Here is a 25156-nt window from a genome sequence, read left to right as displayed (position 1 = left end):
CCGCAATCTGACGAGACTTGTCCCGGGTGTCGCTTCCGCTCACCCGGGCCACAAGCTTTGGTCAGCTACGCCGGCATCCGCGTCTCGATCAGGCGCACCCAGAACGAGGCGCCGTGGCCGAGGATGTTGTCGTTGAAGACATAGGCCGGGTGGTGGCACTCGTTGCCGTCACCCATGCCGACCAGCACCATGGCGCCGGGACGCGCTTCGAGCATGAAGGAGAAATCCTCGGCGCCCATCATCGGAACGAACTTGTCGTTGACGCGATCAGTGCCGACGATGTCGCGGGCGACGTCGGCGGCAAGGCCGGCCTCGCGCGCATGGTTCATCGTCACGGGATACATCCGCGTGTACTTGGTCTCGGCCGAGCCGCCATAGGCGCGCGCGACGCTGTCGGCGACCTCGCCTATGCGGCGCTCGACGAGATCGCGGACTTCAGGATCGAGCGTGCGCACGGTGCCGGCGAGCTCGGCGACTTCAGGGATGATGTTGAAGGCGGTGCCGGCGTGGAACTGGGTGATCGAGATAACGGCCGATTTGAGCGGGTCGACATTGCGCGAGACGATCGACTGAAGCGCATTGACGATTTGCGATCCGATCAGGACGCTATCGACCGATTTGTGCGGGCCGGCGCCGGCATGGCCGCCCTTGCCATTAACGATGATCTGGATGTTGTCGGAGGAGGCGAGCATCGCGCCGGGAGTGGTTGCGAAATGGCCTTCGGGCAGGCCCGGCATGTTGTGCATGCCGTAGACCTCCTGGATGTTCCAGCGCGTCATCAGCCCGTCCTCGACCATGGCCTTGCCACCGCCGCCGCCTTCCTCGGCGGGCTGGAAGATCATGATCGCCGTACCGTCGAAATTGCGCGTCTCGGCGAGATATTTGGCCGCGCCGAGCAGCATCGCGGTGTGACCGTCATGGCCGCAGGCGTGCATCTTGCCGGGCACTTTTGAGGTGTAAGGTACGCCTGACGTCTCCATGATCGGCAGCGCGTCCATATCGGCGCGGAGGCCAATGGTCTTGCCGGAGGCGGACTTGCGGCCGCGGATCACGCCGACCACGCCGGTGCGGCCGATGCCCGTCACCACCTCGTCACAGCCGAACTCGCGCAGCTTGTCGGCGACGATGCCGGCGGTGCGGTGGACTTCGTAGAGCAGCTCGGGGTTCTCGTGGAAGTCATGGCGCCAGGCGGCCATTTCGTCGGACAGGGCGGCAACGCGATTGACGATGGGCATGGAGGATCCGTTCTTGTTGTCGTTCGTAGTTCGAGGGTGGGTTAGCTCCGCGGACGCGAAAGAGGTGGGTTACGCCCAGCGGACTGCGCTTCGCGCAGGCCGCAAAGCTAACCCACCCTACGATCCTACGCTTCGCCGAACACGCGCTTGAAGATCGTATCGACGTGCTTGAGGTGATAGCCGAGGTCGAACTGCTCCTCGATCTCGGCATCGCTGAGATATTTCTTCACCTCAGTGTCCTTCTTCAGGAGCTGAAGGAAATCGCCTTCGCCGCGCCAGACCGGCATCGCGTTGCGCTGCACGAGCTTGTAGGCGTCCTCGCGACTGGCGCCCTTCTGCGTCAAAGCCAGCAGCACGCGCTGGGAGTGCACGAGGCCGCCGAGGCGGTCGAGGTTCTTCTGCATGTTGGCGGGGTACACCAGCAGCTTGTCGATCAGGCCGGCGAGGCGCACCAGCGCGAAGTCGAGGGTCACCGTCGCGTCCGGGCCCATCATGCGCTCGGCGGAAGAGTGCGAGATGTCGCGTTCGTGCCAGAGCACGACGTTCTCCAGCGCCGGCGTCACATAGGCCCGCACCATGCGGGAGAGACCGGTGAGGTTTTCCGAGAGCACCGGATTGCGCTTGTGCGGCATCGCCGAAGAGCCCTTCTGTCCCTCCGAAAAGAATTCTTCGGCCTCCAGCACCTCGGTGCGCTGCATGTGGCGGATCTCCACCGCGATGCGTTCGATCGAGGAGGCGATCACGCCAAGTGTCGAGAAATACATCGCGTGGCGATCGCGCGGGATCACCTGCGTCGAGATCGGCTCCGGCACGAGGCCCATGGCCTTGGCGACGTGCGCTTCGACGCGCGGGTCGATCTGCGCGAATGTGCCGACGGCGCCGGAGATGGCGCAGGTCGCGACCTCCTTGCGCGCCGCAATCAGACGCTCCTTGGCGCGCGAGAATTCGGCATAGGCATAGGCGAGCTTGAGGCCGAAGGTGACGGGCTCGGCATGGATGCCGTGGCTGCGGCCGATGGTTGGCGTCATCTTGTGCTCGAAGGCGCGCTTCTTCAGGGCGGCCAGCACCTTGTCGAGGTCGGCGAGCAGCAGGTCGGCGGCGCGGGTGAGTTGGACGTTGAGGCAGGTGTCGAGCACGTCGGAGGAGGTCATGCCCTGGTGCACGAAACGTGCCTCGGGGCCGACGATCTCGGCGAGGTGGGTGAGGAAGGCGATGACGTCGTGCTTGGTCTCGCGCTCGATCTCGTCGATGCGGGCGACGTCGAACGTGGCGTCCTTGGCCTTGGCCCAGACGGTCTTGGCGGCCTCCTTGGGGATGGTGCCAAGCTCGGCGAGCGCGTCCGCCGCATGCGCCTCGATCTCGAACCAGATCTTGAACCGGGTCTGCGGCTCCCAGATCGAGGCCATTTCCGGGCGGGTATAGCGGGGGATCATCTGACGGCTCCAAGAGGTGGGCGGGACGCCCCTGGGGATGCTAGGGGCGTGGGCTCCGGCCAAAATGCTTTTTACGCCGCGATTTAGCAGAGCGGGAAGGGCGAAACAAACGATCGGGCTCAGGGAGCGGGGTACGAGGGCAACTATCCACCGGTCGGGCGGGGCGAGCCTGCGCCGGAGCAAAAATTGGCTGTCAATCACGGATCATTGACTGACAGATATTGAAATCTGTCAGCGAGACGTGTATATCCGTAACCGGACGCTCCGATTGGGCGTCCCGCGACAAGCCCCGGGGAGCCCGACATCCGAAACAAGCTCGGATCGGAGGCGGATTGAAGAACGGGGACCGCGGACGAATGGAGACTTAAGACAATGACGACCGAAATCCTCAATTTCACCGGCGTGATTGGGCATTGGCTCAATTTGCTGGTGGCGCGCCAGATCGCGGCGCAGGCTGCAAAACTGCCTCATTAAGGCATAGGCTTTCCGAACGACCGGCCAGGGCGCTTCGGAAGCGGTCCTACTGCCGGGTAACTGAACCCTGAACGGGAACATGGTGCTGGCATGAACGAAGCTGTTGTCTTGACGCCGGAGCGGATCCTCGAAGTCACCGAGGACGTGCTCAGGCGCTTCGGACTTGCCAAGGCCACGGTGGTCGACGTTGCCCGTGCGCTCGATGTGAGCCACGGCAGCGTCTATCGTCATTTCCCGAGCAAGGCCTCGCTGCGCGAGGCCGTTGCCAAACGCTGGCTCGACCGCATCGACTCACCGTTGCGCGCGATCGCCGGGGAGCAGGGCCCCGCGCCTGACAGGCTGGATCGCTGGTTGCGCACGCTGTTCGCCGCCAAGCGTTCGCGCGTGCTCGACGACCCCGAGATGTTCCAGACTTATCTGACGCTGGCGCGCGAGGCCTGTGCGGCCGTCAAGTGTCACAAGGACACCATGATCGACCAGATCGCGGCGATCCTGACCGACGGCGTCAAGCAGGGCGTATTCGAGGTGGAGGACGTCAAGACCACCGCGCGCGCCATCTTCGATGCCACCGTCCGCTTCCACCATCCGGCCCATGCCGACGAGTGGAAGGATGCCGATCTCTCCGCGCGCGTCGATGCGACGCTGGCGCTGCTGCTGCGTGGGCTGAAGGCGGCCTAAAGCCGCACGATCCCTTCAAAAGCGGTACGGCTAATCAACCTCTCGCCTTGTGGAGCAGGGGGTCGTCGCGAAGCGAGGGCGAGGAAGCCTGATGTCTTCGCGTGTGGAAAGCAGGGTCGGACGAGGGCACGACCGGCAGACTCTCCGGATATGCATTGACCGCGATTTCGACGACGTCCTTCGACCGCTTTCGAAGACGGTAGAATGTGAGTTCCTGATCGAGCATTGGGCAGCGGAAGTGGACGACGGCGGTGTCCGGTAGGCGGCAAAGCTCGTCAATGAGTTCGCCTACTGTGATGATCGGGGGATGGTCGACTGTTTTGTGATGACCCTTACTCATGACCGTTACTCCTTCACTCCGTTGCTAACCGAAACTGAACGGTCTCCGTTCCATTCCGCTTGGCACATTGAGAAGGTTCACAGGACTGAAGCGATGCGGCAGCCCTGCTGCTAGATCCTCGTCAACCCGCACGACGCCGCAAGCCGTACGAGTTGCGCGTCCGTGCGCGCGCCCGTCTTCGACTTGATCAGATAGTGATAGTTCTGCACCGTCTTCACACTGAGGTTGAGATGCGCTGCGATCTGCTCGGTGGTGGCGCCGCCGGCGAACTGCCGCAGGATCTCGATCTCACGCTCGCCCAGTTGATCCAGCGCCGAGCCGGTCGGCGACAGGCTGTCCTCGGCTAAAATATGCGCGATGTCGTCGCTCATCGCACGCTCGCCGCGCGCTACGCTGCGGATCGCATTCACGACAGCCGACGGCTCACTGCTCTTGGTGACGAAGCCAGAGGCGCCGGCGCTGAAGGCGGCTTTCACCAGCACGGCTTCGTTGTGCATGGTGAAGACGAGAATGCGCGCCCGCGGGCTGCGCGCACGGATGTTGCGGATCGCCTCCAGCCCGCTCGCGCCGGGCATCGAGATATCAAGCACGACGACATCGGGATCGTGCGCCTTGAAGGCACCATAGGCGTCCGCGGCGTTGTCGGCTTCCGCCACGACGCGAAGATCGCCCTGGCTTTCCAGCACGCGCCGGTAGCCTTGCCGCACGATCGGGTGGTCGTCGACCAGCAGCACGGAGATTCCTGTTGCCGCGACCTCGCTCATCTCGGCCTCACGCGGCGAGCGGGATGGTGGCGGCCACGCTGAGGCCGCGGGTCGCGGGCAGGATCGACAGCGATCCACCGGCGGCCGCAACACGTTCGCGGATGCCGGTGAGGCCGAAACCGGCCGATTGCGCGACGCGCTCCGCATCGCCGCCGCCGTCGTCCTCGACACGGATCAGGAGCGCGTCGTCCTCGCCGGCTTGGCGCTCGATGCGCAACGAGATCTCGCGCGCCGAGCCGTGACGCAGGGCATTGGTCAGGCATTCCTGCGCCACGCGATAGGCGGTGGTGGCCGCCGGGCCGCTGATGTCGGTGAGATCGCCCCTGAGGTCGAGCTGGATCGTCGGCCGCGCCGCGCTTTGCGAACGCCAGCTGTCGACGAGATTGACGAGACAGGCCTCGAGCCCAAGCTCCTCGGGCAGCGGATTGCGCAGCCGCTTCAAGGCGTCACGCAGCGAGGCCATCAGGTGATGGGTGGCCTGCGAGATCATGCGCGCATCCTGCGCGATGCCGTTGTCTTTGCTTTCCTTCGCGCTCGCCGTCTCGATGGTGTTGGCGAAGGCGAGGATGGCCGATAGATTTTGTCCGAATTCGTCGTGGAGCTCGCGGGCGAGCGCGCGGCGTTCGTCGTCTCGGATCTCGATCAGCCGCCGTGTCAGCGCCGCGCGCTGCTCGGTCGCTTCCTCCAGCCGGCCGCCGAGCGCATCGACGGCGCTACCGATCATCGCAAGCTCCATCGAACGGAAGCGCGGCAGCTTCGTACGATACTGGCCGCGCGCCATGCGCTGCAAGGCGGTGACGATGGTGCGTGCCGGCGCCAGCGCGTGCGCGATCGCGAGCGAAGCCAGCAGAGCGATTGCCGCCGCCATCAGCAGAGCAACGTCGATCACGTTGAGGATGTACTCCCAGGCGAGCGAGATTGCGGCGGCGGCGTCCGGCGTCGCAACCACCGTGCCGGCGGCTGCCGCGCGGGGACTGACAGGCCGCACCACCTCGGCGTGGCTGCCGAGGAAGGTCGGCACGATCGATGCGAACCAGCGCGGCGGTGTCTTGCCGATGCCTTGGCTCTGGCCGCAGAGCGGCTTCTCGAACGCCGCGGCTGGCTGGAACTCGACGCAGACGCCGGGCGAGATCAGCTTCATCGTCTCCAGCGTGCGCCAATCCGGAACCGGCAAGAGATGCTCGCGGGCTCTGCTGCTGCGCAGCAAGAGCTCACGCCAGTACAGCGCCTGAAGCGCCTGCGCGACCCGCTGCGCGGAGGCCGCCGTCGCCCGGTCGACGCTGCGGTAGGCGTCGAACGTGGCCCACACCGTCGCCGCTCCCAGGCACAGCGCCACAATGAGCAGCAGACGGGCGACGAGCTGAAGCACGAGGCGCATGCGATCACCCCCAACGTTTGGTAAGCTCAGCCTAACAACGCCGCCGCGCCTTGCCAATTGCGGGGAACGGCAGGATGGCAGCTCGGGCAAATTTCCCAAGCCGGATTGGGCATGAGTCTTTGGACCTGGCGCGGCGGCTTTGATCTAATCGGGCAAGAATCTTTCTCGGCCAATCGTCGCAGCCAATCGGCGCAAGTCAGGAGCAGTGCAGCATGAGTTCTATGACGATTGGACCGATCGCGGGCCAAGCTGCCGACCCATCCGAGCGCAGCGCACTGCTGTTCTGGATGATCTTCACCGGGCTCTCGGTCTTCGCCGTCGTGCTCTTGTGGCGCTTCGGCCTGATCCACCTGATGCTGACCTCCGACCGCACCTACATTTCGAGCGTGATCGCGGTGCTTTATGTCGTCACCTGCGGCCACTGCTTCCTGCGGACGCGGGCGATCGCCCGTGAGGGCGCAGCGGCACGGCGCTGCCGGGCGGTGCTGTCGGCCGTCGGCGGCAGCAAGGCGCTGGATGCAGGGGCGACGGCGCTGCCGCGGGGCCTCGTGCGCGATCACATCGAGAGCCTCGTGACCAAGGCCGCCGCGCAAGGCTACCGGCCGGTCGACCAGACGCTGCTGCTGCGGACGCTGGCCGACCGGCTGCGCGGCTCCAACGGCTTCGGCGCTTTCGTCTCGGACACGCTGATGAAGCTCGGCCTGCTCGGCACCATCATCGGCTTCATCATCATGCTGGCGCCGATCGCGGGCCTGGATGCCGCCGACAAGACCGCGATGCGCTCCTCGATGGGGCTGATGAGCGACGGCATGGCGGTGGCGATGTACACGACGTTGGCGGGCCTCGTCGGCTCGATCCTGGTCCGCATCCAGTACTACATGCTGGATGCGGCGACCCAGCGGGTGTTCTCGGATGCGGTGGTGCTGACCGAGACCTATGTGACCCCGGTCCTGGAGCGCAGGGGATCTGGGACGCCGTCATGATGGATGATTTCGGTCTCTATCCGCGCGAGGAGGCGTTCGATCCGCTCGGCGTGATGCTGTTCAAGGCGCTCCAGGTGATCGCGTTCCTGTTCTTTCTGGCATTGCTTGCGGTCTCGCCGGATGCCAAGGACGGCAAGATCGATTCCAAGGCCGAGTTTATGATCACGCTGGACTGGCCGGACAATCACCCCGACGATCTCGACCTGTTCGTGCAGGACCCTGCCGGCAACATCGCCTGGTACCGCCACCGCGAGGCCGGCTTCCTCACGCTGGACCGCGACGATCGCGGCGGCGCCAATGACTTCATCATCGTCGCCGGCAAGAAGATCGCCTCGCCCATCCGCGAGGAGATCGTCACCGTGCGCGGCATCCTCGCCGGCGAATACACCGTCAATGTCTCGCATTTCGTCGCGACGACCGGCGAGCCCGTGACGGCCAATGTGAAGGTGCAGAAGCTCAATCCGACCGCGCAGGTGATCTTCGACAACAAGTTTACGCTCGACCACACCGGCGACGAGAAGACCGCAGTCCGGTTCCGGCTCGATGCCGAGGGCAAGGTGGTCAATGTGGATCAGCGGCCGAAGTCGCTGCTGGAGACGTTTCGCAGCAGTTGGCGCAACGGCGGCGATGTCGATCCCAAGACCGGTGTGAGCAAGAACGCTGTGAGGGTGCGCCGTGATTAGCCTGCAGACGGTCATCCTCTCGCTGTCGGTCGCCTACGCCGTCGTAGGCGCGCTGCTGCTGGTCGTTCTGGTCTATGCGCGGCTGCACTGGTCCCTGAAGGCGGTCGCGGTGGTCGTGACCAGCGCCTTCTATGTCGTCAGCTTCACCGAGATGCGCGGGCTGCTCGGCTGGGCCAGCTCCGACCGGATGCCGGCCGCCTTCAAGCTGCTCCAGGCCCGCATCGTCGAGCCGCATTCGCTGGAGGGCGATCCCGGCTCGATCTATCTCTGGGTCGAGGCGCTGGACGAAGACAATCGCCCGAGCGGCATTCCGCGGGCGTTCCGGGTGCCTTATGACGACAGGCTGGCCGACAAGACCCATGCGGCGCAGAACGAGATCGCGGCCGGGCATCCGCAGGGCGGGCGCGCCGCCGATTTCGGCGGCGGTGACGGCAGCCTGATCGACATGGTGCGGGAATATGTGACGCCGAAGACGATCCTGGAGACCAGTGGCGGCGATTCCTCGACCGGCGAGTTCAATGCCCCGCCGGCCGGCGCGCAAAGCGCTGTGTTCACGCCGCTGCCGCCGCCCCGGATGCCGCCAAAGGACGAGCAATAGGCCCTTCACCATCGCGGCAGCGACCCGCTGGAAAACCGACCCGCGCCGGCGCATGTTCTTGACGTCCCTCAATTTGGCCTTATCGGCTTCCGATAAGATTTGAGGGTGGAGGGTACGTGCTCCTAGCTGTCTTCTCGGATATCCACGGCAACCGGCAGGCGTTCGAGGCGTGCCTGAAGATCGCCCGTGCGAAGGGCGCGGAGCGCTTCGTCCTGCTCGGTGATTTCGTCGGCTATGGCGCCGATCCGGAATGGGTCGTGGACACAGCGATGGAGCTCGTCGCCGGCGGCGCCATTGCCGTGCGCGGCAATCACGACCAGGCGGTCAATTCCTCGGCCGAGACCATGAATGTCGAGGCGCAGGTCGCGATCGAATGGACCCGCGGCCGGCTCGATAGCGCGCAGCGGCGGTTCCTGGCCGAATTGCCGATGCTGGTGGAGGACGACGGCCGTCTGTTCGTGCATTCGGAAGCCTCCAGCCCGCAGCGCTGGCACTATGTCCGATCAACGGCCGATGCCGCCAAGAGCCTGATATCGACGCCCGCCCACGTCACCTTCTGCGGCCACATCCACAGGCCGGCGCTCTATTCGATGTCGGTGACGGCGAAGATGACGAGCTTTGTGCCGAAGACCGACGTGTCCGTGCAGCTCTTGCGCGGGCGGCAATGGCTTGCCGTGCTCGGTTCGGTCGGCCAGCCCCGCGACGGCGATCCATCCGCGGCCTTCGTGCTGTTCGACACGGTTTCGTGCCAGATCACCTATTGCCGCGCGCCCTACGATATCGAGACGGCCGCAAACCGGATCCGCGAGAACGGCCTGCCGCATTGGCTGGCCGACCGCCTCTCGCAGGGGCGCTGACGGCGATGCCGAAACCGCTGGTCAAATCAGGCGCTGTGATCGACGGCTTCACCATCGGCGAGTGCGTGCATGCTGGCGGAATGGCGACGCTGTGGACCGTCACCCATCCCGGCATCGATGTGCCCATGCTGATGAAGATCCCGCGGGTGTCGGAGGGCGAGGATCCCGCCGCGATCGTCTCTTTCGAGATGGAGATGATGATCCTGCCGCGGCTCGCAGGGCCGCACGTGCCGGCCTGTTTCGGCACCGGGGATTTCGCGCACCAGGCCTATGTCGTGATCGAGCGCATCGTCGGCACGACGCTCTACAAGCGGCTGCCGGACCTGCCGCTGCCCTATGACGAGGCGCGGCAACTCGTGGCGAAGATTGCGACCGCGCTCGCCGACCTGCACCGGCAGAACGTGATCCATCACGACATCAAGCCAAGCAGCATCATGTTCCGCGAGAGCGGCGAGGCCGTGCTGATCGATTACGGCCTGTCGCACCACAACCATCTGCCTGATTTGTTGCAGGAAGAATTTCGCCTGCCTTACGGGACCGCGCCTTACATGGCCCCCGAGCGGCTGCTTGGTGTTCGTGACGATCCGCGCAGTGACCTGTTCTCGCTCGGCGTGCTGCTCTATTTCTTCACTACGGGCGAGCGTCCGTTCGGCGAGGGTGAGACGTTGCGCGCGATGCGGCGCCGGCTGTGGCGCGATCCCTATCCGCCGCGCGCATTGCGCGCTGACTATCCGCCCTGGCTCCAGGAGGTGGTGCTGCGCTGCCTCGAGATCGAGCCGGTGTGGCGCTATCCAACGGCATCACAGCTCGCCTTCGACCTCACCCATCCGGATCAGGTCAAGCTCACCGCGCGCGCGGAACGGCTGAAGCGTGATTCCCTGGGCATCGCGTGGCGGCGCCGCTTCAATCAGGGCGTCATGCAGCCACGGGCGAAGTCGGATGTCGCGGCGCAGATCGCGTCGAGCCCAATTCTTGCGGTGGCGCTCGACACGGTGGAGGGCGCACCGGAGCTGAACGAAGCGCTCCGCGTGACGACCGCGCGCATCCTCGCCACACTGCCCTCGGCGCGGCTTGCCTGCCTCAACGTGCTCAAGCTCAACCGCATCGCGATCGACCGGACGCTCGACGAGCAGGGCTCCAACAAGCATATCGACCGCCTGGTCGCGCTCCGGCATTGGGCGACGCCCCTCAAGCTGGATGAGAGCCGGCTGTCGGTTCATGTGCTGGAAGCCGTCGATCCCGCCGCTGCGATCCTGGAGTTCGCCGCGGTCAATCATCTCGACCACGTCATCATCGGGGCACGGCAGAGCTCGTTCCGCCGTACGCTGCTCGGCAGCGTCTCGGCCAAGGTGGCCTCGGAAGCAGCCTGCACCGTCACCGTGGTGCGGCCGCCGCGAATGGCGGGGGATGCAGCCGAAGCGGATGCCGGCGAGGCGGCCGGATAGGGCTGCGCCTCCGAACGGCGGATCAGGCCGCGTGGACGGTGTGAGCAGCGCGCTTACGGCGGATGGGCCAGGAGAATTGCGGGCCGGGCTCGCCGTGATCCGCACTGCCGCCAAAATACTGGATGATCTCGCGGCAGGGCTCGCAGTTGAACAGGTTGCGCGACGCGGACGCCTTCGTCATTTCCTTCAGGCAGTTCGGGCAGTGCGGCTTCATGGTGGGCGGTCCGGAAAAGGAAATCTCAGTGTCGGCGCTGCGAGGAGAACGAATGGTCGAGGTCCGAATTGTCAGGCCAGGCATCGTTGTCCAGCGTGCCGTCGGCGCGTTCGAGGCGGCCGAACAAGTCATCGAGGCTCAGATGCGGGCGACGCGGGATCCGGCACCTGCGCTTCGGCTGGCGCTTCACGAGTGCGATCTGCATCGCGCTCAGTCCCGGTGACGATGAAGCGGGATGATGCGGGCCGAAGTTGGGGCCTTCACCGGTCGCGCCACGTAGAGGCTGCGAGCTGCAATCGCCGCATTGAATCCGAACCACAACGCTACGCCAGTCCAAACCAGGGTCGTCGTCATGATGTGCTCCCGTCAAAAGCAGGCAGGAGTCACTTGCGGTGATTTGCGCGAATCAGTGAAGTCCGGATGAGTACGGATCAAGATTGCAGTTTCTAGGCATTGCGCGCTGCAACACCGCTAAGATCCGCAGGTTTGCGGGCTCCCGATCCAGCTCAAATCGCTTCGCCGCGCGCCCCTAGCGCCGCGTTGCGGATGGCCGCGATGTTGGTCTTGTAGGCCTCCTGCGTGCCGCCCCTGAACACGGAGGTGCCAGCGACGAAGGCGTTGGCGCCCGCCGCCGCGAGCGCGCCGGCAACGTCAGGGCCGATACCGCCGTCGACCTCGATGTCGATCGGGCGTCCCGCAGTCATCGCGCGGATGTCACGGATCTTGCCGATCGCGGAGGGGATGAAGGTCTGGCCGCCGAAGCCGGGATTGACCGACATCACCAGCACGAGGTCGACCAGGTCGAGCACGTATTCGAGCGCGCTGATCGGCGTGCCCGGGTTGAGCGAGACGCCGGCCTTCTTGCCGAGCGCGCGGATGGCCTGGAGCGAACGGTGCAGATGTGGACCTGCCTCCGCATGGACGGTGATGTGGTCGCACCCGGCTTTCGCAAAGGCCTCGAGATAGGGGTCGCAGGGCGAGATCATCAGATGCGCGTCGAAGATCTTCTTCGTGTGCGGGCGCATCGCCTTGATGACATCAGGACCGTAGGAGATGTTGGGAACGAAGTGTCCATCCATCACGTCGAGATGGATCCAGTCGGCGCCGGCGGCATCCACCGCGCGCACCTCCTCGCCGAGCTTGGAGAAATCCGAGGCCAGGATCGAGGGTGCTATGGCCAGGGGGCGGGGGGCGAAGGCTTGGGTCATGGCGCGGTTTCCGGTGGCGGCCGAAACAAGAATGGCCTCGCCTAACATGGGCCTCCGCAGCGGGCAATGCAGGGGGAAGCTGCTTCCTGTGGGCGGAAATTTCTGCCGCGACCGGCACGAATTGCCGGTGTTCCCGGACCGTGCAAGGCGCAGCGAAGGCGGATTTCATTGAGCTTTTCACGCTGGCACGACGCTTGCTGACGTCTCTTTCTGGCGTCATCTCTTGCTGACGTCGTCTTCGGAACATTGGCCGCGGCATGCCGCATCGGTTGGAGTTGTGCAATGTTGTTCGCCCTCGGTGCCGTAGGCAGTGCGCTCGACGTGATCCAGTCGCTGACGAGCTCGAAATCGTCATCGGCAACGCAGAAGACGGGATCTTCCCAAGGCGCAACCAATCCATTCGCGATCGACAGCGGCAGCAGCAGCACGACCAGCGGCGCGACCTCGTCGATCAATTCGGGCAGGTATCCGCAGATATCGCCCGAAACGATGAATGCGTTGTTCGCGGCGCAAAGCCAGTCGACCGACGGCGCGAGCGGGGCGACCAGCTCGACCTCGTCGAGTTCGGCGTCCTCGACCTCGAAGGACCGGGAGGCGGCGCTGAAGGATCTGTTCTCGCAGATCGATGCGGATGGCGACGGCAAGATCACCAAGTCCGAGTTCGAGGATGCGCTGGGCGCCGGCGGCACCAATCTGGCGCAGGCCGACGACGTGTTCTCGAAGATGGATGCGAACTCGGATGACAGCATCAGCCTGGATGAGATGTCGAAGGCGCTGACGAGCGGCCATGGCCGCCATCACGCGCAAGGCGCCGGCGGATCGGGCGATGCGTCGGGCGGCGGATCGGAGTCTTCGTCGAAGGCAAGCAGGGGGTCGACCTCGACGACGACGACCAATGCCGACGGCTCGACCACCACCACCGTCACCTATGCCGACGGTTTCAAGATGTCGACGACTGTGCCTGGCGCGTCCAGCTCTTCAAGCGCGAATGGTGGCGGCAATTCGCCCTATGATTGGTTCGGGCAGATGATGCAGCGTCAGGCGCAGGCTGTGTCCGCGACCGCGTCCTCTTCGATGTCGATGAGCGTGTGATCAGGATCCGGCGCGTCCGGAGTATTCACGCGTGATCTCGTGACAGGCATAGCGGTCACGGATGTGCTGGTTGAAGAACGTTCCCTTTGAGCGCGCATCCTTGAACGCGGCAACGACCTCGGCCGGAACGTCCTCGTAGACATACAGGCGACCGCTGACGAAAGTCACCTTCAGCTCGCGCATATCGGGCGCATAGCGAAAGAAGCGGATCACGGAAGACGGCATGACGGTGCACCTTAGCCCGTCAGGCAAACGCGGCATCCGCCAATTCGTTGCTAAAGCATGACGAGATGAAGCTCGATAGCTGCAACAGGGAGGTGGGCTCCCTCTCCCGCTTGCGGGAGAGGGTTGGGGAGAGGGTGCTTCCGCAATGGGACAATCGCCTAGTGGAGAGAGCCCTCACCCGGCGCTTCGCGCCGACCTCTCCGCAAGCGGGAGAGGTGAGCGGCCCGCGGCAATCGATTCAACCTAATTTCCGTTTCGCTTCTAGCCAAACCGATCCCTCCAAGCCGGCTGGGCGCCCGCGAACGGCAAGGCCGACGCGCTGTAGACGCCACGCGCGATCGCGCGTGCGACCACGTTGGCAGCGATCGTGCCAAGCTCGGTGAGGCCGACCAGCGGCTCGATCGGCTTCGCGCACGTCGCGGCGGCGAACAGCACGTCGCCGTCGGTCGGCGCGTGCACCGGATAGATCGCGCGGGCAAAACCGGTATGCGCGATCATCGCCAGCCGCTTGGCCTGGGGTTTGGTCAGCACCGCATCAGTGACGATGGCGCCGATAGTGGTGTTTTCGCGCGCGCTCGCCGCGGGACCGCCCTTGATGCGCATGCGGAGCATGTCGTCGGTGAATCTGTCCGGCAGCCCGCGTCCGCCGAATTCGCCGTCCACCTCGAACGGCGCCGCCCAGAACCACGGTCCGTCGCCGACGGTGACGCTGCCCACCGCGTTGACGGCGACGATCGCCGCGACCTTGACGCCATCGGGCGTCACCGCCGAGGCCGAGCCGAGCCCGCCTTTGAACGTCGCGGTGGTGGCACCGAGGCCGGCGCCGACGCTGCCGAGCGCGAAGTCCGTGCCGGCGGCGGCTGCTGCTGCCGCGGCGTAGCCGAGGTCACGATAGGGCGAGAAGCGTCCCCAGGCCTTGTCGCCACCATTGAGGAGGTCGAACAGGATCGCGCCCGGCACGATCGGGATCAGCGCTTCGCGAACCCGGAAGCCGCGACCCTGCTCGGCGAGCCAGGCCTGCACGCCGCCGCCGGTATCGAGGCCAAAGGCGGAGCCGCCCGACAGCGCGATGGCGTCGACGCGCTCGACGGTGTTGGCAAGATCGAGCAATGCGTCCTCGCGCGTGCCGGGTCCGCCGCCGCGAACGTCTATGGCGGCGACCGCCGGAGAATCGAAGACAACCGCGGTCGCGCCCGAGCCGACTTTTGCGTCTTCGGCATGGCCGACGCGGACGCCGGCGATGTCGGTGAGGAGATTTTTCAAACTGGCCTCGTGAGCTGAGAGGAGTTCGCACCTGCGATAGCGCAGAGACGTCGCAGGCTCAACTGGCGAGGGCCGTCCTGAGCATCTTGGCGAGCTCGGACTTGCGGTAGGGCTTGGCCAGCAGCAGCACGCCGGAATCCAGCCGGCCGTGATGGACGATGGCGTTCTCGGTGTAGCCCGAGGTGAACAGCGTCTTCAGGTCGGGGCGGCGCTTGTGCGCTTCGTCAGCAAGCTGGCGGCCGTTCATGTTGCCGGGCATGATGATGTCGGTGAAGAGCAGGTCAATGGTCTTGTCGCTGTCGATGATGGTGAGGGCCTCGGCGCCGTTGGCGGCCTCGAGCGCGGTATAGCCGAGGCTCTTGACCTGCGTCACAACATATTGCCGCACCAGCGCGTCATCCTCGACGATCAGGATCTTCTCGTTGCCGCCGGCGATGGGCGCATTCTGGAGCGCTTCGAACTCGGTCTCCTGCACCCCGGTCGAGCGCGGCAGGTAGATCTTCACGCTCGTGCCGTGGCCTTCCTCGCTGTAGATCTTGATGTGGCCGCCAGACTGCTTGACGAAGCCGAACACCATGCTCAAGCCCAGGCCGGTGCCCTTGCCGACCTCCTTGGTGGTGAAGAAAGGATCGAACACACGGTCGATCAGGTCCGCCGGAATTCCGCTGCCGGTGTCGCTGACTGCAATCATCACGTAGCTGCCGGCGACCATGTCAGGGTTCATGCTGGCATAGCCATCGTCGAGGAAGATGTTGCGCGTCTCCAGCACCAAGGTGCCGCCGTCGGGCATGGCGTCGCGCGCGTTCAATGCCAGATTGAGGATCGCGGTGGAGAGCTGGCCCGGGTCGACCAGTGTCGGCCAGGCATCCTCGGTGAGCTGCGGCACGATCGTGATCTGCTCGCCGAGCGTGGGATGCAACAGCTTGGCGGCTTCGAGCACCAATGCGTTGACGTCGATCTCGCGCGGCTGCAGCGGCTGCTTGCGCGCGAAGGCAAGCAGGTGCTTGGTCAGCTGCGCGCCCCGCTCGGCGGCATCGTCGATCAACTTGGTGATGGCGGCAAGTTCGGGCCGGTCGGCGACGGCGTCGCTGAGAATGCCGATCGTGCCCGTGATGACGGTCAGCACGTTGTTGAAGTCGTGGGCGACGCCGCCGGTCAACTGGCCGATGGAGTCCATTTTCTGGACCTGCCGGAGCTGGGCTTCGGCGGCCTGCTTGTCGGTGAGGTCGCGGCCGATGAAGAAGTGGCGCTTCACCGGCTCCGACCAGGTGCCCATCCAGTTCAGCGTGACTTCGTGACCGTCGTAATGATAGTAGCGCGCCTCGAAACTGCGCTTGACCGCGCCGCGCCGGGCCGCGCGCATCTCGCTCCGCGTGTTCTCGAGATCGTCGGGATGGATGAACTCGGTCGCGCTGTGCCCGACCATGTCCTCAGGGCTGTAGCCGAGGATGTTCTTCACGCTCGGGCTGATCTGGACGAAATTGCCATAGCCGTCAGTGACCAGGATCAGGTCCTGCGATGTCTCGAAAATGCGCTGGCGTTCTTCGGTCTCGCGGCGCAGCTTTTCTCTCGCCTGCTTCTCTTCGGTAATGTCATGCGCGATCTTGGAGGCGCCGATGATCTCGCCATGATCTGTGCGCAAAGGGGAGACATTCAGGACAACGTCGAGCGGGCGTCCGTCTTTCCGGATGCGGATCGTCTCGTGCTGCGCGATCGACTCGTTGCTGGCGATCCGGTTGAGGATGCTCCTGACTTCGCCCTTGAGATCCGGCGGCACGATGATGTCGATCGGCTTGCCGATCGCCTCCGCAGCGGAATAGCCGAACAGATGTTCGGCGGCCTTGTTCCAGCCGGTGATGATGCCGTCGAGCGTTTTCGTGATGATGGCGTCGTTGGAGGACTCGACCACCGCGCCATACAGGGCGAGACGCTTGCCGTAATAGTCGCGTTCCGAAGCCGATTGCTGGCGCAACCTGCCGACGAGGCCCACCGTATGCGCCTGAAGGCGGACATTCTCGATGAGGAGCACCGCGAGCACGAAGGTCGCCGCGCCGAGCCCATAGAGCCGGCCGGCATAGAAGCCCAGATCGAAGCGTGCGACGTTGACGATCGCCGACAGCGCGATGTCGAACAGCCAGGCGCACATGACGACCATGAGCCAGACGTCGATCACCGAATGCGGCCTGCGGAACCAGAGCGAGACGAGCGCGGCAAAGCTCAGCGACCACACGAAGGACACGACACCGATCATTGTCGGCGTGTAGCGGCCGTCGCGCAGCAGGACCGGCAACAGATCGTGCTGCACGGTGACGATCCAAGTGAAGACCGCCATCGCGGCGATGATGCCGAGCACGCTGGCGCAGATCGCCCTCCTCGTCGCAGTCCGAACCCGCGGGCCTCCGTCCTTTTCCTTCAGCCAGGCATAGCCCAGCACGCATAGCGGGAAGACGCCGTGCCAGATCATGTAGAGCCAGACCGTGGTCTGCCGGCCCGCGCCGAAGAGCCCGGTCGGTGTGAACAGGCCGGGGAAGGTGAGGGCATGGACCAACGCCGCTGCGGCGGTGAAGAGATAACCGGTCGCGAGCCACAGCAACGCACGGGTCCGCAAGACTGCAAATTGCGACAGCAGCAGCACTGCCGTGACGATGTCGCTCACCGCGAGCGCCGATTGATAACTCGCCACGAAGGCGGGGACGGGCAGGAGCGGGGTACCCGCGAAGGGCACGGCCGCCGCGAACAAGATCGAGGACACGCCGACAATCGTCAATGCCGCGTTGCGGTCGGTCGAGGTGGCCGGCAGGGTCGAAAGAAATGTGCTTCGGTCGATCGGTGTAGGCACGTCCACCTCTCGCGGGTCGGTCTTGAGCAGGTCAGCTTTGAGCAGGGTTTTGAGCATCTCCGCTTCGTCTCATTCGGCCGTCAGCCTCGTTCATGGTAGCGAGTTCTGGCGCGCATCGTGAACGGAACCGGTGACGACTCAACCGAAGGTTACAGATTACTTAATTTCGGCGGGAACGCGGTATAGGACGGGTAAGATGCGCTTTTACTGGGTGGTGTCATAATGCCCCTCCGTCCCGGCGGGTTCCAGGTTTGAATCAGCGATTTTGATCTCAATATCGGAAGTTGTCCCCATGCCTCGCGTTCTGATCATCGACGACCAGAAGGACGTCCGCGCGATGGTCGCGATCGTGCTTCGGGTCAATCGTTTCGAGGTCGTAGAGGCTGAAAGCGGTGCGGCGGGCTGAAAGCCTTCGCGGAAAGCTCGTTTGACGCGGCGATCGTCGACATCTTCCTCGGTGATACCAGCGGCGTCGACGTTATCGCGACCCTGCGTGAGCGCGCGCCTGCGCTGCCCGTCGTTGCGGTGTCCGGGATGACGACCCTCGATTTCATGGAATCGCCTCACCTCGCCGACGTGGTCTGCCTGCAAAAGCCGTTTCGGCCGAATGATCTCCTGCAAGCCCCGCGAAAGGCCCAGGCCGCGGCCGGCGGCGAGCTGCCGGCAGCCGTCTGACCTCACGCAAGAAGAAACGCCCCGGGGCAAGCCGGGGCGTGGTGGTGATTGGTCGGTCTGAGGCCACGCCAGCGGGCTAGGTGCCGCTGCCGGCGATCTCGGAGTAGCCGCCCTTGGCATCCCATTTGTAGACGACGTAGTCGATCTGCTTGATGTCGCCCTTGGCGTCATACTCGATCGGGCCGATCACGGTGTCCCACTTGCCGGCCTTCATCGCCGCCATGACCTTCTTGGGGTCGGTGGTGCCGGCCTTCTTGGCGGCCTGCGACCAGACCTGCATCGCCGCGTAGGTGTAGAGCGTGTAGCCCTCGGGATCGATGCCCTTGGCCTTGAAGGCCTCGACGATCTTCTTCGCCGTCGGCTTGTTGCGCGGATCGGGGCCGAAGGTGAACAGGGTGCCTTCGCCGGCCGGACCGGTGATGGAGGCGTACTCCTTGTCGGCGAGCGCGTCGCCGGCCATCAGCACGGTCTTGAGGCCCTGATCGCGCATCTGACGCAGGATCAGGCCGCTCTCCTGATGATAGCCGCCGACATAGACGAGGTCGATGTTGTCACGCTTCAGGCGCGAGACGATCGCGTTGAAGTCCTTGTCGCCCTTGTTGTAGGACTCGTACATCTTCTCGGTGATGCCGGCCTTGTTGAGCGCTTTCTTGGTCTCATCGGCAAGACCCTTGCCGTACGTGGTCTTGTCGTTGAGGATCGCGATGTTCTTGCCCTTGAAGTTCTTGGCGATGTACTGCGCCGCGATCAGGCCCTGCTGATCGTCGCGGCCGCAGACGCGCGCCACGTTCCAGAGCTTGCGCTCGGTGAACAGCGGGTTAGTCGAGGCGGGCGTGATCTGGAGCACGTTGCCGTCGGCATAGGCTTCAGAGGCGGGGATCGACGACGACGAGCAATAGTGCCCGGCCACGAACGGGATTTTCGCGCCGGCGATCTTCTCAGCGATCGAGCGCGCCTGCTTCGGATCGCAAGCGTCGTCCTCGACGGATAGCGCCAGCTTCTTGCCGTTGACGCCGCCGGCGGCGTTGATGTCGGTCACGGCCATCTCGGCGCCGTTCTTCATCTGGCGGCCGAAGGCGGACTCGCCGCCGGTCATCGGGCCAGCGACTGCGACGCTGACATCCTGCGCGAATGCCGCGCTCGACAGCGCGAGCGATGCGCCGAATGCCAGACCGATGAGCTTCAGTGATTTCATGAGATACCTCGCGGGTGGTCGCCTGTGGGAGTTGCCGGGATTGCCCGGTCCAAACCGGTCCCATTCTCGAATGAAATTGCCGAGAAGTCACCGGCAAAATACGGGCGTGGGCGGAGATATCTCGCCACATTGGGCCGCACGTGGTTCGCCCATAGTCGCCCTTGGGGGGCGTCAGCCGTGCCGGCCGCCTTCCAGATAGGCGGCGCGAATCTCGGGGCGCTGCAACAACTCGGCGCCGGTCCCCGCCAGCGTGATCAGACCATTGACCATGACATAGCCGCGATGGGCAAGCTTGAGGGCATGGTTGGCGTTCTGCTCGACGATCAGGACGGTCAGGCCGTCCTGCCGGTTCAGGGTGCGGATCGCATCGAAAATCTGGCGGGCGATCAGCGGTGCCAGCCCGAGCGAGGGCTCGTCCAGCAGGAGCAGGCGGGGACGGCTCATCAGGGCGCGGCCAATTGCCAGCATCTGCTGCTCGCCGCCGGACAGGGTTCCACCGCGCTGGGCAAAGCGTTCCTTCAGCCGCGGAAACAGCGTGAACACGCGCTGGAGCGTCGCCTCGCGCTCCGCATCGGTGCATCCGGTGGCATCCGCCCCCATCTGGAGGTTTTCCGCAACGCTCATGCGCGGGAAGATGCGGCGGCCTTCTGGCGATTGCGCGATGCGCAAATGCGCAATCTCGTGGGTGGGAACGTCGGTGATGTCGCGACCTTCGTACAGGATCTGGCCGGCGCGGGCGCGCGGCTTGCCGAAGATCGTCATCATCAGCGTCGACTTGCCGGCGCCATTGGCGCCGATCAGGGCAACGATCTCGCCGGCATTGATCTCGACATCGACGCCCTTCAGCGCCTCGATCTTGCCGTAGGCGGCACGAAGACCGTGGATCGCGAGCAGGGGAGTGGGGGCCGACGTCACGTCCCGCTCTCCATCACGGCCACGGCCTCGTCCTCGTCGGCGCCGAGATAGGCGGCGATCACCTTGGGGTCGTCACGGACTTCGCGCGGGGATCCTTCCGCGATCTTGACGCCATGGTCCATCACCACGATGTGGTCGGAGATCTGCATCACGACCGACATGTCGTGCTCGATCAGCAGGATCGAGGTGCCGAGCTCGTCGCGGATCGAGAGCAGGAGTTCGCCCAAGGCGGCGCTCTCGCGCGCGTTGAGGCCGGCCGCGGGTTCGTCCAGGCACAACAGCGCGGGCTCGGTGCACATGGCGCGCGCGATCTCGAGCCGGCGCTGATCGCCATAGGCGAAATTGCCGGCAGCGTCGTCGGCGCGGTCGAGCAGATTGACCCGCCTGAGCCAGTCGGTGGCGAGATCGATCGCGCGCTTTTCGGCGTCGCGGTAGGCGGGGACGCCGAGGAGACCGAGGAGGGTGAAGCCGGAGGCGCGCATCAATGGGTTGTGCTGCGCCACCATCAGGTTCTCCAGCGCGGTCATGCCGGGAAACAGGCGGATGTTCTGGAAGGTGCGCGCGACCTTGGCCTGCTTGGCGATGCGGAAATCGTTCAGCCGCTCCAGCGCGATGACCTTGCCGTCGTCATGCTTCAGGCGAATGGTGCCGCCGCTCGGCTTGTAGAAGCCGGTGATGCAGTTGAAGACGGTGGTCTTGCCGGCGCCGTTCGGTCCGATCAGTGCGGTGATCTTCTTCCGCTCAGCCGAGAGCGACAGGTCCTGCACGGCGACGATGCCGCCAAAGCGCATGGTGAGCCGGTCGACGCTGAGAATCTTGTCGCCGCTCATCCGTGCCCTTCCTTGACGAGGTCGGAGGAGATCGCCTGCGCTTTGGTCAGATACACGGTGGGGGAGCGGTGGCCGATCAGGCCGCGCGGCCGCCAGATCATGATCAGCACCATCGCCATGCCGAACACCAGCATGCGATAGGTTTCGAGGCCGCGGAACAGCTCGAAGCCGCCAATCATGGCGAGCGCTGCAAGCGCGACGCCGAGCTGCGAACCCATGCCGCCGAGCACGACGATGGCGAGCACCAGCGCCGATTCCTGGAAGGTGAAGGATTCCGGGCTGATGAAGCCCTGGCGCGTGGCGAAGAACGCGCCGGCGAAGCCGCCGAACATGGCGCCCGTCGCAAACGCCGTGAGCTTGGTGGTCGTGGTGTTGATGCCGAGCGCGCGGCAGGCGACCTCGTCCTCGCGCAAGGCCTCCCAGGCTCGTCCGATCGGCAGGCGGCGCAGGCGGATCGTCACCCAGTTGGTCAGGAGCGCAAGCGCCAGGATCAGGTAGAACAGGAAGATGATGCGGTGGGTCGCCGAATACTCGATGCCGAGCCTGGCGGCGAGCCCCTCATCGCTGTTGTCGAGCGGGATGCCGAAGAAGGTGGGACGCGGAATGCCGCTGACGCCGTTGGGACCGCCGGTGAGCTGCTGCCAGTTGATGATGACGAGGCGGATGATCTCGCCGAAGGCGAGCGTCACGATGGCGAGATAGTCGCCGCGCAGACGCAGCACGGGGAAGCCGAGCAGCACGCCCCAGAATGCGGCGAGGATGCCGGCGAGCGGCAGGCAGATCCAGAACGACCAGCCGAAATTGGTGGCGAGCAGCCCGTAGGAATAGGCCCCGACGGCATAGAAGGCGACGTAGCCGAGATCGAGCAGGCCGGCGAGGCCGACCACGACGTTCAACCCCCAGCCCAGCATGACATAGGTGAGCACGAGGATCGCGAGGTCGAGGATGTAGCGCTGGTCATAGAAGAAGACAGGTACCAGCAGCGTGAAGATCAGGAGCGCCGGCGCGAGAAAGCGGCCGATGAAGGACACACCGCTCTGCACCGCAGGCGGCACCAGCTTCTCGCCGCCATTGGGACCGATCCATTGCCGCACCAGCTCGATCAAGATCGAGCCGCCGAACACGATGGCGACGAGGGAGGCGAGCTCACCGAAGCGCGTCCAGTAGGTGAGCTGGCCGGAAGAGCCCGCCTCGGTGCGGATACCGACCATCAGCGAGAACAGCACCAGCGCGACCAGCGCGTTGATGACGGCTGTCTTCAGGAGGGAGAGGATGCCCGTTGCGGATCTGGCCGTCATGGTCGAGGGAGCTGTCACGCGGCGTCAGACTTTTTCGACTTCGGGACGGCCGAGCAGGCCGGTCGGCATGAAGATCAGCACGACAATCAGGATCGAGAACGCCGCGACATCCTTGTACTCGACCGAGAAATAGGCCGACCAGAACGTTTCGATCAGACCGATCGCAAGCCCGCCGAGCATGGCGCCGGGCAGCGAGCCGATGCCGCCGAGCACGGCTGCGGTGAAGGCCTTGATCCCGGCGACGAAGCCCATGAAGAAATCGACCAGGCCATAATAGAGCAGGTACATCAGGCCCGCGACCGCGGCGAGCGCGGCGCCGATCACGAAGGTCATGGAGATGGTGCGGTCGACGTTGACGCCGAGCAGCGCCGCCATGGTCTGGTCCTGTTCGCAGGCGCGCATGTCGCGCCCGAGCCGGGTGCGCGAGACCAGCCAGGTGAAGATCGCCAGCAGCACGATGGTGGTAATGACCACCATGATCTGGATGTTGGAAAGCTGGATCACGAAGCCGTCCGGGCTCTCATGCAGCGTGTAGCCGCCGGTGATGAAGGGCGGGATCGGCTTGACGCGGGCACCTTGCGTAACTTGCGAGTAGTTGGTCAGCACGAACGACATGCCAATCGCCGACAGCATCGGAGCGAGGCGGAAGGAATGGCGCAGCGGCCGGTAAGCGATACGCTCGATGGTCCAGCCATAGAGCGCGGTGATCGCCATCGAAACCAAGAGAACCACGAGCAGGATCACCGGGATTGCGGTGAGGCCGAACGAGATCAGGATCAGGAAGGTGATCAGCGCAATGAAGCCGCCGATCATGAAGATGTCACCATGGGCGAAGTTGATCATGCCGACGATGCCGTAGACCATCGTGTAGCCGATCGCGATCAGGCCGTAGATCGAGCCCAGGACGAGACCGTTGATGAGCTGCTGGGCGAAATAATCCATGCGCTGCCGTTTACCAAACCTGACGCGGCTCAAAGGGAGAGAGAGTTCTCAAGTTTCTTCTCGGGCCCCGGCAGCCCTTGAGCGTTCTTCCGGTTTTTGTAACAGGAGGGAACTGGCGGCTGCAACTGGCCAGATCCCGACATCAAGGCTTGTACAGAGGTCATTTTCACCTTCGGTTCCCACGAACAGTGAGGAACCGGGTTCCTGGGCAACCAAAATGGAGGGCGGCCGTTGTCTCGCCTCTGTCGTCCAACAAGGGAGTTCCCCGAATGACGAAGCAACAGAACCAGAATCCGGGTCAGCAGAATCAGAACCCCGGCCAGCGCACCCCTCAGCAGCAGCAGGGCGGCGGGCAGAAACCCGGACAGCAACAGCAGGATCCGATGCGCCAGGGCGACCGGCCCGGTCAGCAACAGGGTCAGGACAAGTAATTTGGGAGCCCAGGCGTGAGAATAGGGGCCCTGCCGTAAGGCGGGGCCTTTTTATTGCGGCGCCCCGGTCCACCGGGCAGTTAAGGTAAACAAAGGGTTTAAATTGCCGCCACAGTCCGATGCGAGTTAGCTCCGGCAAAGCCGCTGCCTTCCGTTGAGGGCCTTCGGCAAACCAAGCGGGAAGCGGCATGTTCAGGAATTGGCGGATCGGCTCGGTCAACGGCGCGCTGCTGGCGGCCTATTTCATCCCGGCCTGGACCCTCGTCGCCTTCAGCATCATGGTGGCACCGGTGCACGGCCTCTATGAGCGGCCGAGCGTCGCGGTCGCGCTGTTCCTCAGCGACCATCTCGAGATGACGGGAATGAGCACGGTGCGGGCCGCCTGGCTGCTGGCCCTGGGCCGACTGACTGTCGTGGCGTTCTTCGTGATCTATCTCGCGCTGCTCTGGATCCCCCGCACGCGGAAGAATGGCGGCAGCGACGAGGCGCTCGGCGTTGCCCTGGCGATCGGCAGCCTGATCTCGTTTGCCAGCATGGTGATGGCCTCGAAGGTCGGCGAGATGGCCGCGCTCCGGCTGCACGCCACCGAGCTCTTGCTCTTGCTCGGTGCCGCCATCGTAGTGGTGATCGAGAAGCCGGCGACGGCGCCAAAGACCGTCGAGACCGCCGCACCGCTAGGTCTTGAGCAGGCCGAGCTCCTGCACAATCGCTGAGGCTTCCTTCACGGCGTGGTTCGCCGCCGGGACGCCGCAATAGATCGCCTGCTGCAGCAGGATTTCCTTGATGTCGTCGGGCGTGAAGCCGCCCTCGGCAAGCGCGGCGCGCACATGCAGGCGGAATTCGTCCCATTGCCCGAGCGCGACCATGGTGCCGATCACCAGCACCCGCCGCGTGCGCTCGTCGAAATGCGGCCGCGTCCATATCTCGCCCCAGGCATAGCGGGTGATCAGGTCCTGGAAGTCGGTGTTGAACGCGTTGCGGCCCGCGATCGACTTGTCGACCCAGGCGTTGCCCAGCACCTTTCGGCGCACATTCATGCCGGCATCGCGGCGGTTCTGGTCGTCCATTGTGTTTCCTCCTTCGTCATTGCGAGCGTAGCGAAGCAATCCAGAAATGCGTCCGCGGAGACAGTCTGGATTGCTTCGTCGCTACGCTCCTCGC

At 64.7% G+C, this 25156-nt stretch carries 26 protein-coding genes and 1 pseudogene; 10 read left to right on the top strand and 17 right to left on the bottom strand.

Annotation, left to right across the window (positions count from 1 at the left end; all coding sequences use genetic code 11):
* Window positions 1-65 precede the first annotated feature (65 nt).
* Together LRP30_RS26255 and purB are read right to left on the bottom strand one after the other, a co-directional pair.
* Complete coding sequence (locus LRP30_RS26255; RefSeq protein ID WP_128932918.1) at window positions 66-1235, bottom strand: M20 aminoacylase family protein; 1170 nt, start codon at window positions 1233-1235, stop codon at window positions 66-68.
* Window positions 1236-1360: 125 nt separating this feature from the next.
* Window positions 1361-2668 (bottom strand): adenylosuccinate lyase, encoded by a 1308-nt coding sequence (purB, locus tag LRP30_RS26250; protein WP_128932919.1) that lies wholly within the window; start codon window positions 2666-2668, stop codon window positions 1361-1363.
* Between the two features lie 564 nt (window positions 2669-3232).
* Here purB and LRP30_RS26245 point away from each other — a divergent pair.
* Window positions 3233-3820, top strand: a complete 588-nt coding sequence (locus LRP30_RS26245) for a TetR family transcriptional regulator (protein WP_164940186.1) — start codon at window positions 3233-3235, stop codon at window positions 3818-3820.
* A 450-nt stretch (window positions 3821-4270) separates the two neighbouring features.
* On the opposite strand, the gene LRP30_RS26240 is transcribed toward LRP30_RS26245, so the two are convergent.
* Window positions 4271-4924 carry a response regulator transcription factor gene (locus tag LRP30_RS26240; protein WP_128932922.1) on the bottom strand — a complete coding sequence of 218 codons (654 nt, stop codon included), beginning with the start codon at window positions 4922-4924 and terminating at the stop codon, window positions 4271-4273.
* Between the two features lie 7 nt (window positions 4925-4931).
* Entirely contained in the window at window positions 4932-6302 is a 1371-nt protein-coding gene (locus tag LRP30_RS26235) for a histidine kinase (RefSeq protein ID WP_249756673.1), read from the bottom strand.
* A 212-nt stretch (window positions 6303-6514) separates the two neighbouring features.
* On the opposite strand from LRP30_RS26235, the gene LRP30_RS26230 reads away from it, so the two are divergent.
* The 5 genes from LRP30_RS26230 (at window position 6515) to LRP30_RS26210 (ending at window position 10868) form a co-directional block, all read left to right on the top strand.
* Complete coding sequence (locus LRP30_RS26230; RefSeq protein ID WP_128932924.1) at window positions 6515-7285, top strand: MotA/TolQ/ExbB proton channel family protein; 771 nt, start codon at window positions 6515-6517, stop codon at window positions 7283-7285.
* The gene (locus LRP30_RS26225) at window positions 7282-7968 is read left to right on the top strand and encodes a hypothetical protein (RefSeq protein ID WP_128932925.1); all 687 of its coding nucleotides are present in this window, start codon (window positions 7282-7284) and stop codon (window positions 7966-7968) included. Before LRP30_RS26230 ends, LRP30_RS26225 begins: the two co-directional genes overlap by 4 nt.
* Window positions 7961-8566 carry a hypothetical protein gene (locus LRP30_RS26220; protein WP_091888981.1) on the top strand — a complete coding sequence of 202 codons (606 nt, stop codon included), beginning with the start codon at window positions 7961-7963 and terminating at the stop codon, window positions 8564-8566. The genes LRP30_RS26225 and LRP30_RS26220 overlap by 8 nt, the downstream gene beginning before the upstream one ends.
* 116 nt (window positions 8567-8682) lie before the next feature.
* On the top strand, window positions 8683-9423 hold the full coding sequence (locus LRP30_RS26215; RefSeq protein WP_128932926.1) for a metallophosphoesterase family protein: 741 nt from the start codon (window positions 8683-8685) through the stop codon (window positions 9421-9423).
* Window positions 9424-9428: 5 nt separating this feature from the next.
* On the top strand, window positions 9429-10868 hold the full coding sequence (locus LRP30_RS26210; RefSeq protein WP_128932927.1) for a bifunctional serine/threonine-protein kinase/universal stress protein: 1440 nt from the start codon (window positions 9429-9431) through the stop codon (window positions 10866-10868).
* A 22-nt stretch (window positions 10869-10890) separates the two neighbouring features.
* On the opposite strand, the gene LRP30_RS26205 is transcribed toward LRP30_RS26210, so the two are convergent.
* The 4 genes from LRP30_RS26205 to rpe form a co-directional block, all read right to left on the bottom strand.
* Window positions 10891-11082 (bottom strand): hypothetical protein, encoded by a 192-nt coding sequence (locus tag LRP30_RS26205; protein ID WP_128932928.1) that lies wholly within the window; start codon window positions 11080-11082, stop codon window positions 10891-10893.
* A 25-nt stretch (window positions 11083-11107) separates the two neighbouring features.
* Complete coding sequence (locus tag LRP30_RS26200) at window positions 11108-11287, bottom strand: hypothetical protein (RefSeq protein WP_128932929.1); 180 nt, start codon at window positions 11285-11287, stop codon at window positions 11108-11110.
* A 5-nt stretch (window positions 11288-11292) separates the two neighbouring features.
* Window positions 11293-11436: a hypothetical protein gene (locus LRP30_RS26195; protein WP_164940187.1), complete on the bottom strand. Its 144-nt coding sequence runs from the start codon at window positions 11434-11436 to the stop codon at window positions 11293-11295.
* A 152-nt stretch (window positions 11437-11588) separates the two neighbouring features.
* On the bottom strand, window positions 11589-12290 hold the full coding sequence (gene rpe, locus LRP30_RS26190; protein ID WP_128932930.1) for a ribulose-phosphate 3-epimerase: 702 nt from the start codon (window positions 12288-12290) through the stop codon (window positions 11589-11591).
* A gap of 282 nt (window positions 12291-12572) precedes the next feature.
* Between rpe and LRP30_RS26185 the strand changes: the two genes are divergently transcribed.
* Window positions 12573-13382 (top strand): EF-hand domain-containing protein, encoded by an 810-nt coding sequence (locus tag LRP30_RS26185; RefSeq protein WP_128932931.1) that lies wholly within the window; start codon window positions 12573-12575, stop codon window positions 13380-13382.
* Here the strand turns inward: LRP30_RS26185 and LRP30_RS26180 are convergent, their stop codons facing one another.
* From LRP30_RS26180 to LRP30_RS26170, 3 genes are all read right to left on the bottom strand, one after another.
* Window positions 13383-13607, bottom strand: a complete 225-nt coding sequence (locus LRP30_RS26180) for a KTSC domain-containing protein (RefSeq protein ID WP_128932932.1) — start codon at window positions 13605-13607, stop codon at window positions 13383-13385.
* Between the two features lie 261 nt (window positions 13608-13868).
* Window positions 13869-14870, bottom strand: a complete 1002-nt coding sequence (locus LRP30_RS26175; RefSeq protein WP_128932933.1) for a P1 family peptidase — start codon at window positions 14868-14870, stop codon at window positions 13869-13871.
* Between the two features lie 58 nt (window positions 14871-14928).
* Entirely contained in the window at window positions 14929-17766 is a 2838-nt protein-coding gene (locus LRP30_RS26170; RefSeq protein ID WP_249756672.1) for a PAS domain S-box protein, read from the bottom strand.
* Between the two features lie 235 nt (window positions 17767-18001).
* Between LRP30_RS26170 and LRP30_RS26165 the strand changes: the two are divergent.
* Window positions 18002-18384: pseudogene (locus LRP30_RS26165) on the top strand (response regulator).
* A 76-nt stretch (window positions 18385-18460) separates the two neighbouring features.
* Here the strand turns inward: LRP30_RS26165 and LRP30_RS26160 are convergent.
* From LRP30_RS26160 to LRP30_RS26140, 5 genes are all read right to left on the bottom strand, one after another.
* Window positions 18461-19579 (bottom strand): branched-chain amino acid ABC transporter substrate-binding protein, encoded by a 1119-nt coding sequence (locus LRP30_RS26160; protein WP_128932936.1) that lies wholly within the window; start codon window positions 19577-19579, stop codon window positions 18461-18463.
* Between the two features lie 171 nt (window positions 19580-19750).
* The gene (locus LRP30_RS26155) at window positions 19751-20494 is read right to left on the bottom strand and encodes an ABC transporter ATP-binding protein (protein WP_091888961.1); all 744 of its coding nucleotides are present in this window, start codon (window positions 20492-20494) and stop codon (window positions 19751-19753) included.
* Complete coding sequence (locus LRP30_RS26150; protein WP_128932937.1) at window positions 20491-21324, bottom strand: ATP-binding cassette domain-containing protein; 834 nt, start codon at window positions 21322-21324, stop codon at window positions 20491-20493. The genes LRP30_RS26155 and LRP30_RS26150 overlap by 4 nt, the downstream gene beginning before the upstream one ends.
* Entirely contained in the window at window positions 21321-22622 is a 1302-nt protein-coding gene (gene livM, locus LRP30_RS26145) for a high-affinity branched-chain amino acid ABC transporter permease LivM (protein WP_128932938.1), read from the bottom strand. The genes LRP30_RS26150 and livM overlap by 4 nt, the downstream gene beginning before the upstream one ends.
* A gap of 24 nt (window positions 22623-22646) precedes the next feature.
* Window positions 22647-23564 (bottom strand): branched-chain amino acid ABC transporter permease LivH, encoded by a 918-nt coding sequence (locus LRP30_RS26140; protein WP_128932939.1) that lies wholly within the window; start codon window positions 23562-23564, stop codon window positions 22647-22649.
* Window positions 23565-23833: 269 nt separating this feature from the next.
* Between LRP30_RS26140 and LRP30_RS26135 the strand changes: the two genes are divergently transcribed.
* Both LRP30_RS26135 and LRP30_RS26130 read left to right on the top strand, forming a co-directional pair.
* A complete protein-coding gene (locus tag LRP30_RS26135; protein WP_164940188.1) occupies window positions 23834-23995 on the top strand; it encodes a hypothetical protein in 162 nt (53 codons plus the stop codon).
* 188 nt (window positions 23996-24183) lie between these two features.
* The gene (locus LRP30_RS26130; protein WP_249756671.1) at window positions 24184-24708 is read left to right on the top strand and encodes a hypothetical protein; all 525 of its coding nucleotides are present in this window, start codon (window positions 24184-24186) and stop codon (window positions 24706-24708) included.
* On the opposite strand, the gene LRP30_RS26125 is transcribed toward LRP30_RS26130, so the two are convergent.
* Entirely contained in the window at window positions 24670-25062 is a 393-nt protein-coding gene (locus LRP30_RS26125) for a carboxymuconolactone decarboxylase family protein (protein ID WP_091888951.1), read from the bottom strand. The genes LRP30_RS26130 and LRP30_RS26125 overlap by 39 nt on opposite strands.
* Window positions 25063-25156 lie beyond the last annotated feature (94 nt).

Origin of the sequence: Bradyrhizobium sp. C-145 (assembly GCF_023375135.1) — a bacterium.
Classification (GTDB): domain Bacteria; phylum Pseudomonadota; class Alphaproteobacteria; order Rhizobiales; family Xanthobacteraceae; genus Bradyrhizobium; species Bradyrhizobium zhanjiangense.
The sequence above is the reverse complement of the archived record's forward strand: the minus strand, read 5'-3'. Positions and strand labels throughout refer to the sequence as shown.

Excerpts from the sequence above, each read along its gene's own strand:
- LRP30_RS26230 (WP_128932924.1), top strand. The coding sequence starts at position 6,515 with ATGAGTTCTATGACGATTGGACCGATCGCGGGCCAAGCTGCCGACCCA.
- LRP30_RS26150 (WP_128932937.1), bottom strand. The coding sequence starts at position 21,324 with ATGAGCGGCGACAAGATTCTCAGCGTCGACCGGCTCACCATGCGCTTT.
- LRP30_RS26180 (WP_128932932.1), bottom strand. The coding sequence starts at position 13,607 with ATGCCGTCTTCCGTGATCCGCTTCTTTCGCTATGCGCCCGATATGCGC.
- LRP30_RS26125 (WP_091888951.1), bottom strand. The coding sequence starts at position 25,062 with ATGGACGACCAGAACCGCCGCGATGCCGGCATGAATGTGCGCCGAAAG.
- LRP30_RS26225 (WP_128932925.1), top strand. The coding sequence starts at position 7,282 with ATGATGGATGATTTCGGTCTCTATCCGCGCGAGGAGGCGTTCGATCCG.
- rpe (WP_128932930.1), bottom strand. The coding sequence starts at position 12,290 with ATGACCCAAGCCTTCGCCCCCCGCCCCCTGGCCATAGCACCCTCGATC.
- LRP30_RS26255 (WP_128932918.1), bottom strand. The coding sequence starts at position 1,235 with ATGCCCATCGTCAATCGCGTTGCCGCCCTGTCCGACGAAATGGCCGCC.
- LRP30_RS26205 (WP_128932928.1), bottom strand. The coding sequence starts at position 11,082 with ATGAAGCCGCACTGCCCGAACTGCCTGAAGGAAATGACGAAGGCGTCC.
- purB (WP_128932919.1), bottom strand. The coding sequence starts at position 2,668 with ATGATCCCCCGCTATACCCGCCCGGAAATGGCCTCGATCTGGGAGCCG.
- LRP30_RS26245 (WP_164940186.1), top strand. The coding sequence starts at position 3,233 with ATGAACGAAGCTGTTGTCTTGACGCCGGAGCGGATCCTCGAAGTCACC.
- LRP30_RS26200 (WP_128932929.1), bottom strand. The coding sequence starts at position 11,287 with ATGCAGATCGCACTCGTGAAGCGCCAGCCGAAGCGCAGGTGCCGGATC.
- LRP30_RS26240 (WP_128932922.1), bottom strand. The coding sequence starts at position 4,924 with ATGAGCGAGGTCGCGGCAACAGGAATCTCCGTGCTGCTGGTCGACGAC.
- LRP30_RS26160 (WP_128932936.1), bottom strand. The coding sequence starts at position 19,579 with ATGAAATCACTGAAGCTCATCGGTCTGGCATTCGGCGCATCGCTCGCG.
- livM (WP_128932938.1), bottom strand. The coding sequence starts at position 22,622 with ATGACGGCCAGATCCGCAACGGGCATCCTCTCCCTCCTGAAGACAGCC.
- LRP30_RS26195 (WP_164940187.1), bottom strand. The coding sequence starts at position 11,436 with ATGACGACGACCCTGGTTTGGACTGGCGTAGCGTTGTGGTTCGGATTC.
- LRP30_RS26140 (WP_128932939.1), bottom strand. The coding sequence starts at position 23,564 with ATGGATTATTTCGCCCAGCAGCTCATCAACGGTCTCGTCCTGGGCTCG.
- LRP30_RS26185 (WP_128932931.1), top strand. The coding sequence starts at position 12,573 with ATGTTGTTCGCCCTCGGTGCCGTAGGCAGTGCGCTCGACGTGATCCAG.
- LRP30_RS26170 (WP_249756672.1), bottom strand. The coding sequence starts at position 17,766 with ATGCTCAAAACCCTGCTCAAAGCTGACCTGCTCAAGACCGACCCGCGA.
- LRP30_RS26130 (WP_249756671.1), top strand. The coding sequence starts at position 24,184 with ATGTTCAGGAATTGGCGGATCGGCTCGGTCAACGGCGCGCTGCTGGCG.
- LRP30_RS26235 (WP_249756673.1), bottom strand. The coding sequence starts at position 6,302 with ATGCGCCTCGTGCTTCAGCTCGTCGCCCGTCTGCTGCTCATTGTGGCG.
- LRP30_RS26210 (WP_128932927.1), top strand. The coding sequence starts at position 9,429 with ATGCCGAAACCGCTGGTCAAATCAGGCGCTGTGATCGACGGCTTCACC.
- LRP30_RS26135 (WP_164940188.1), top strand. The coding sequence starts at position 23,834 with ATGACGAAGCAACAGAACCAGAATCCGGGTCAGCAGAATCAGAACCCC.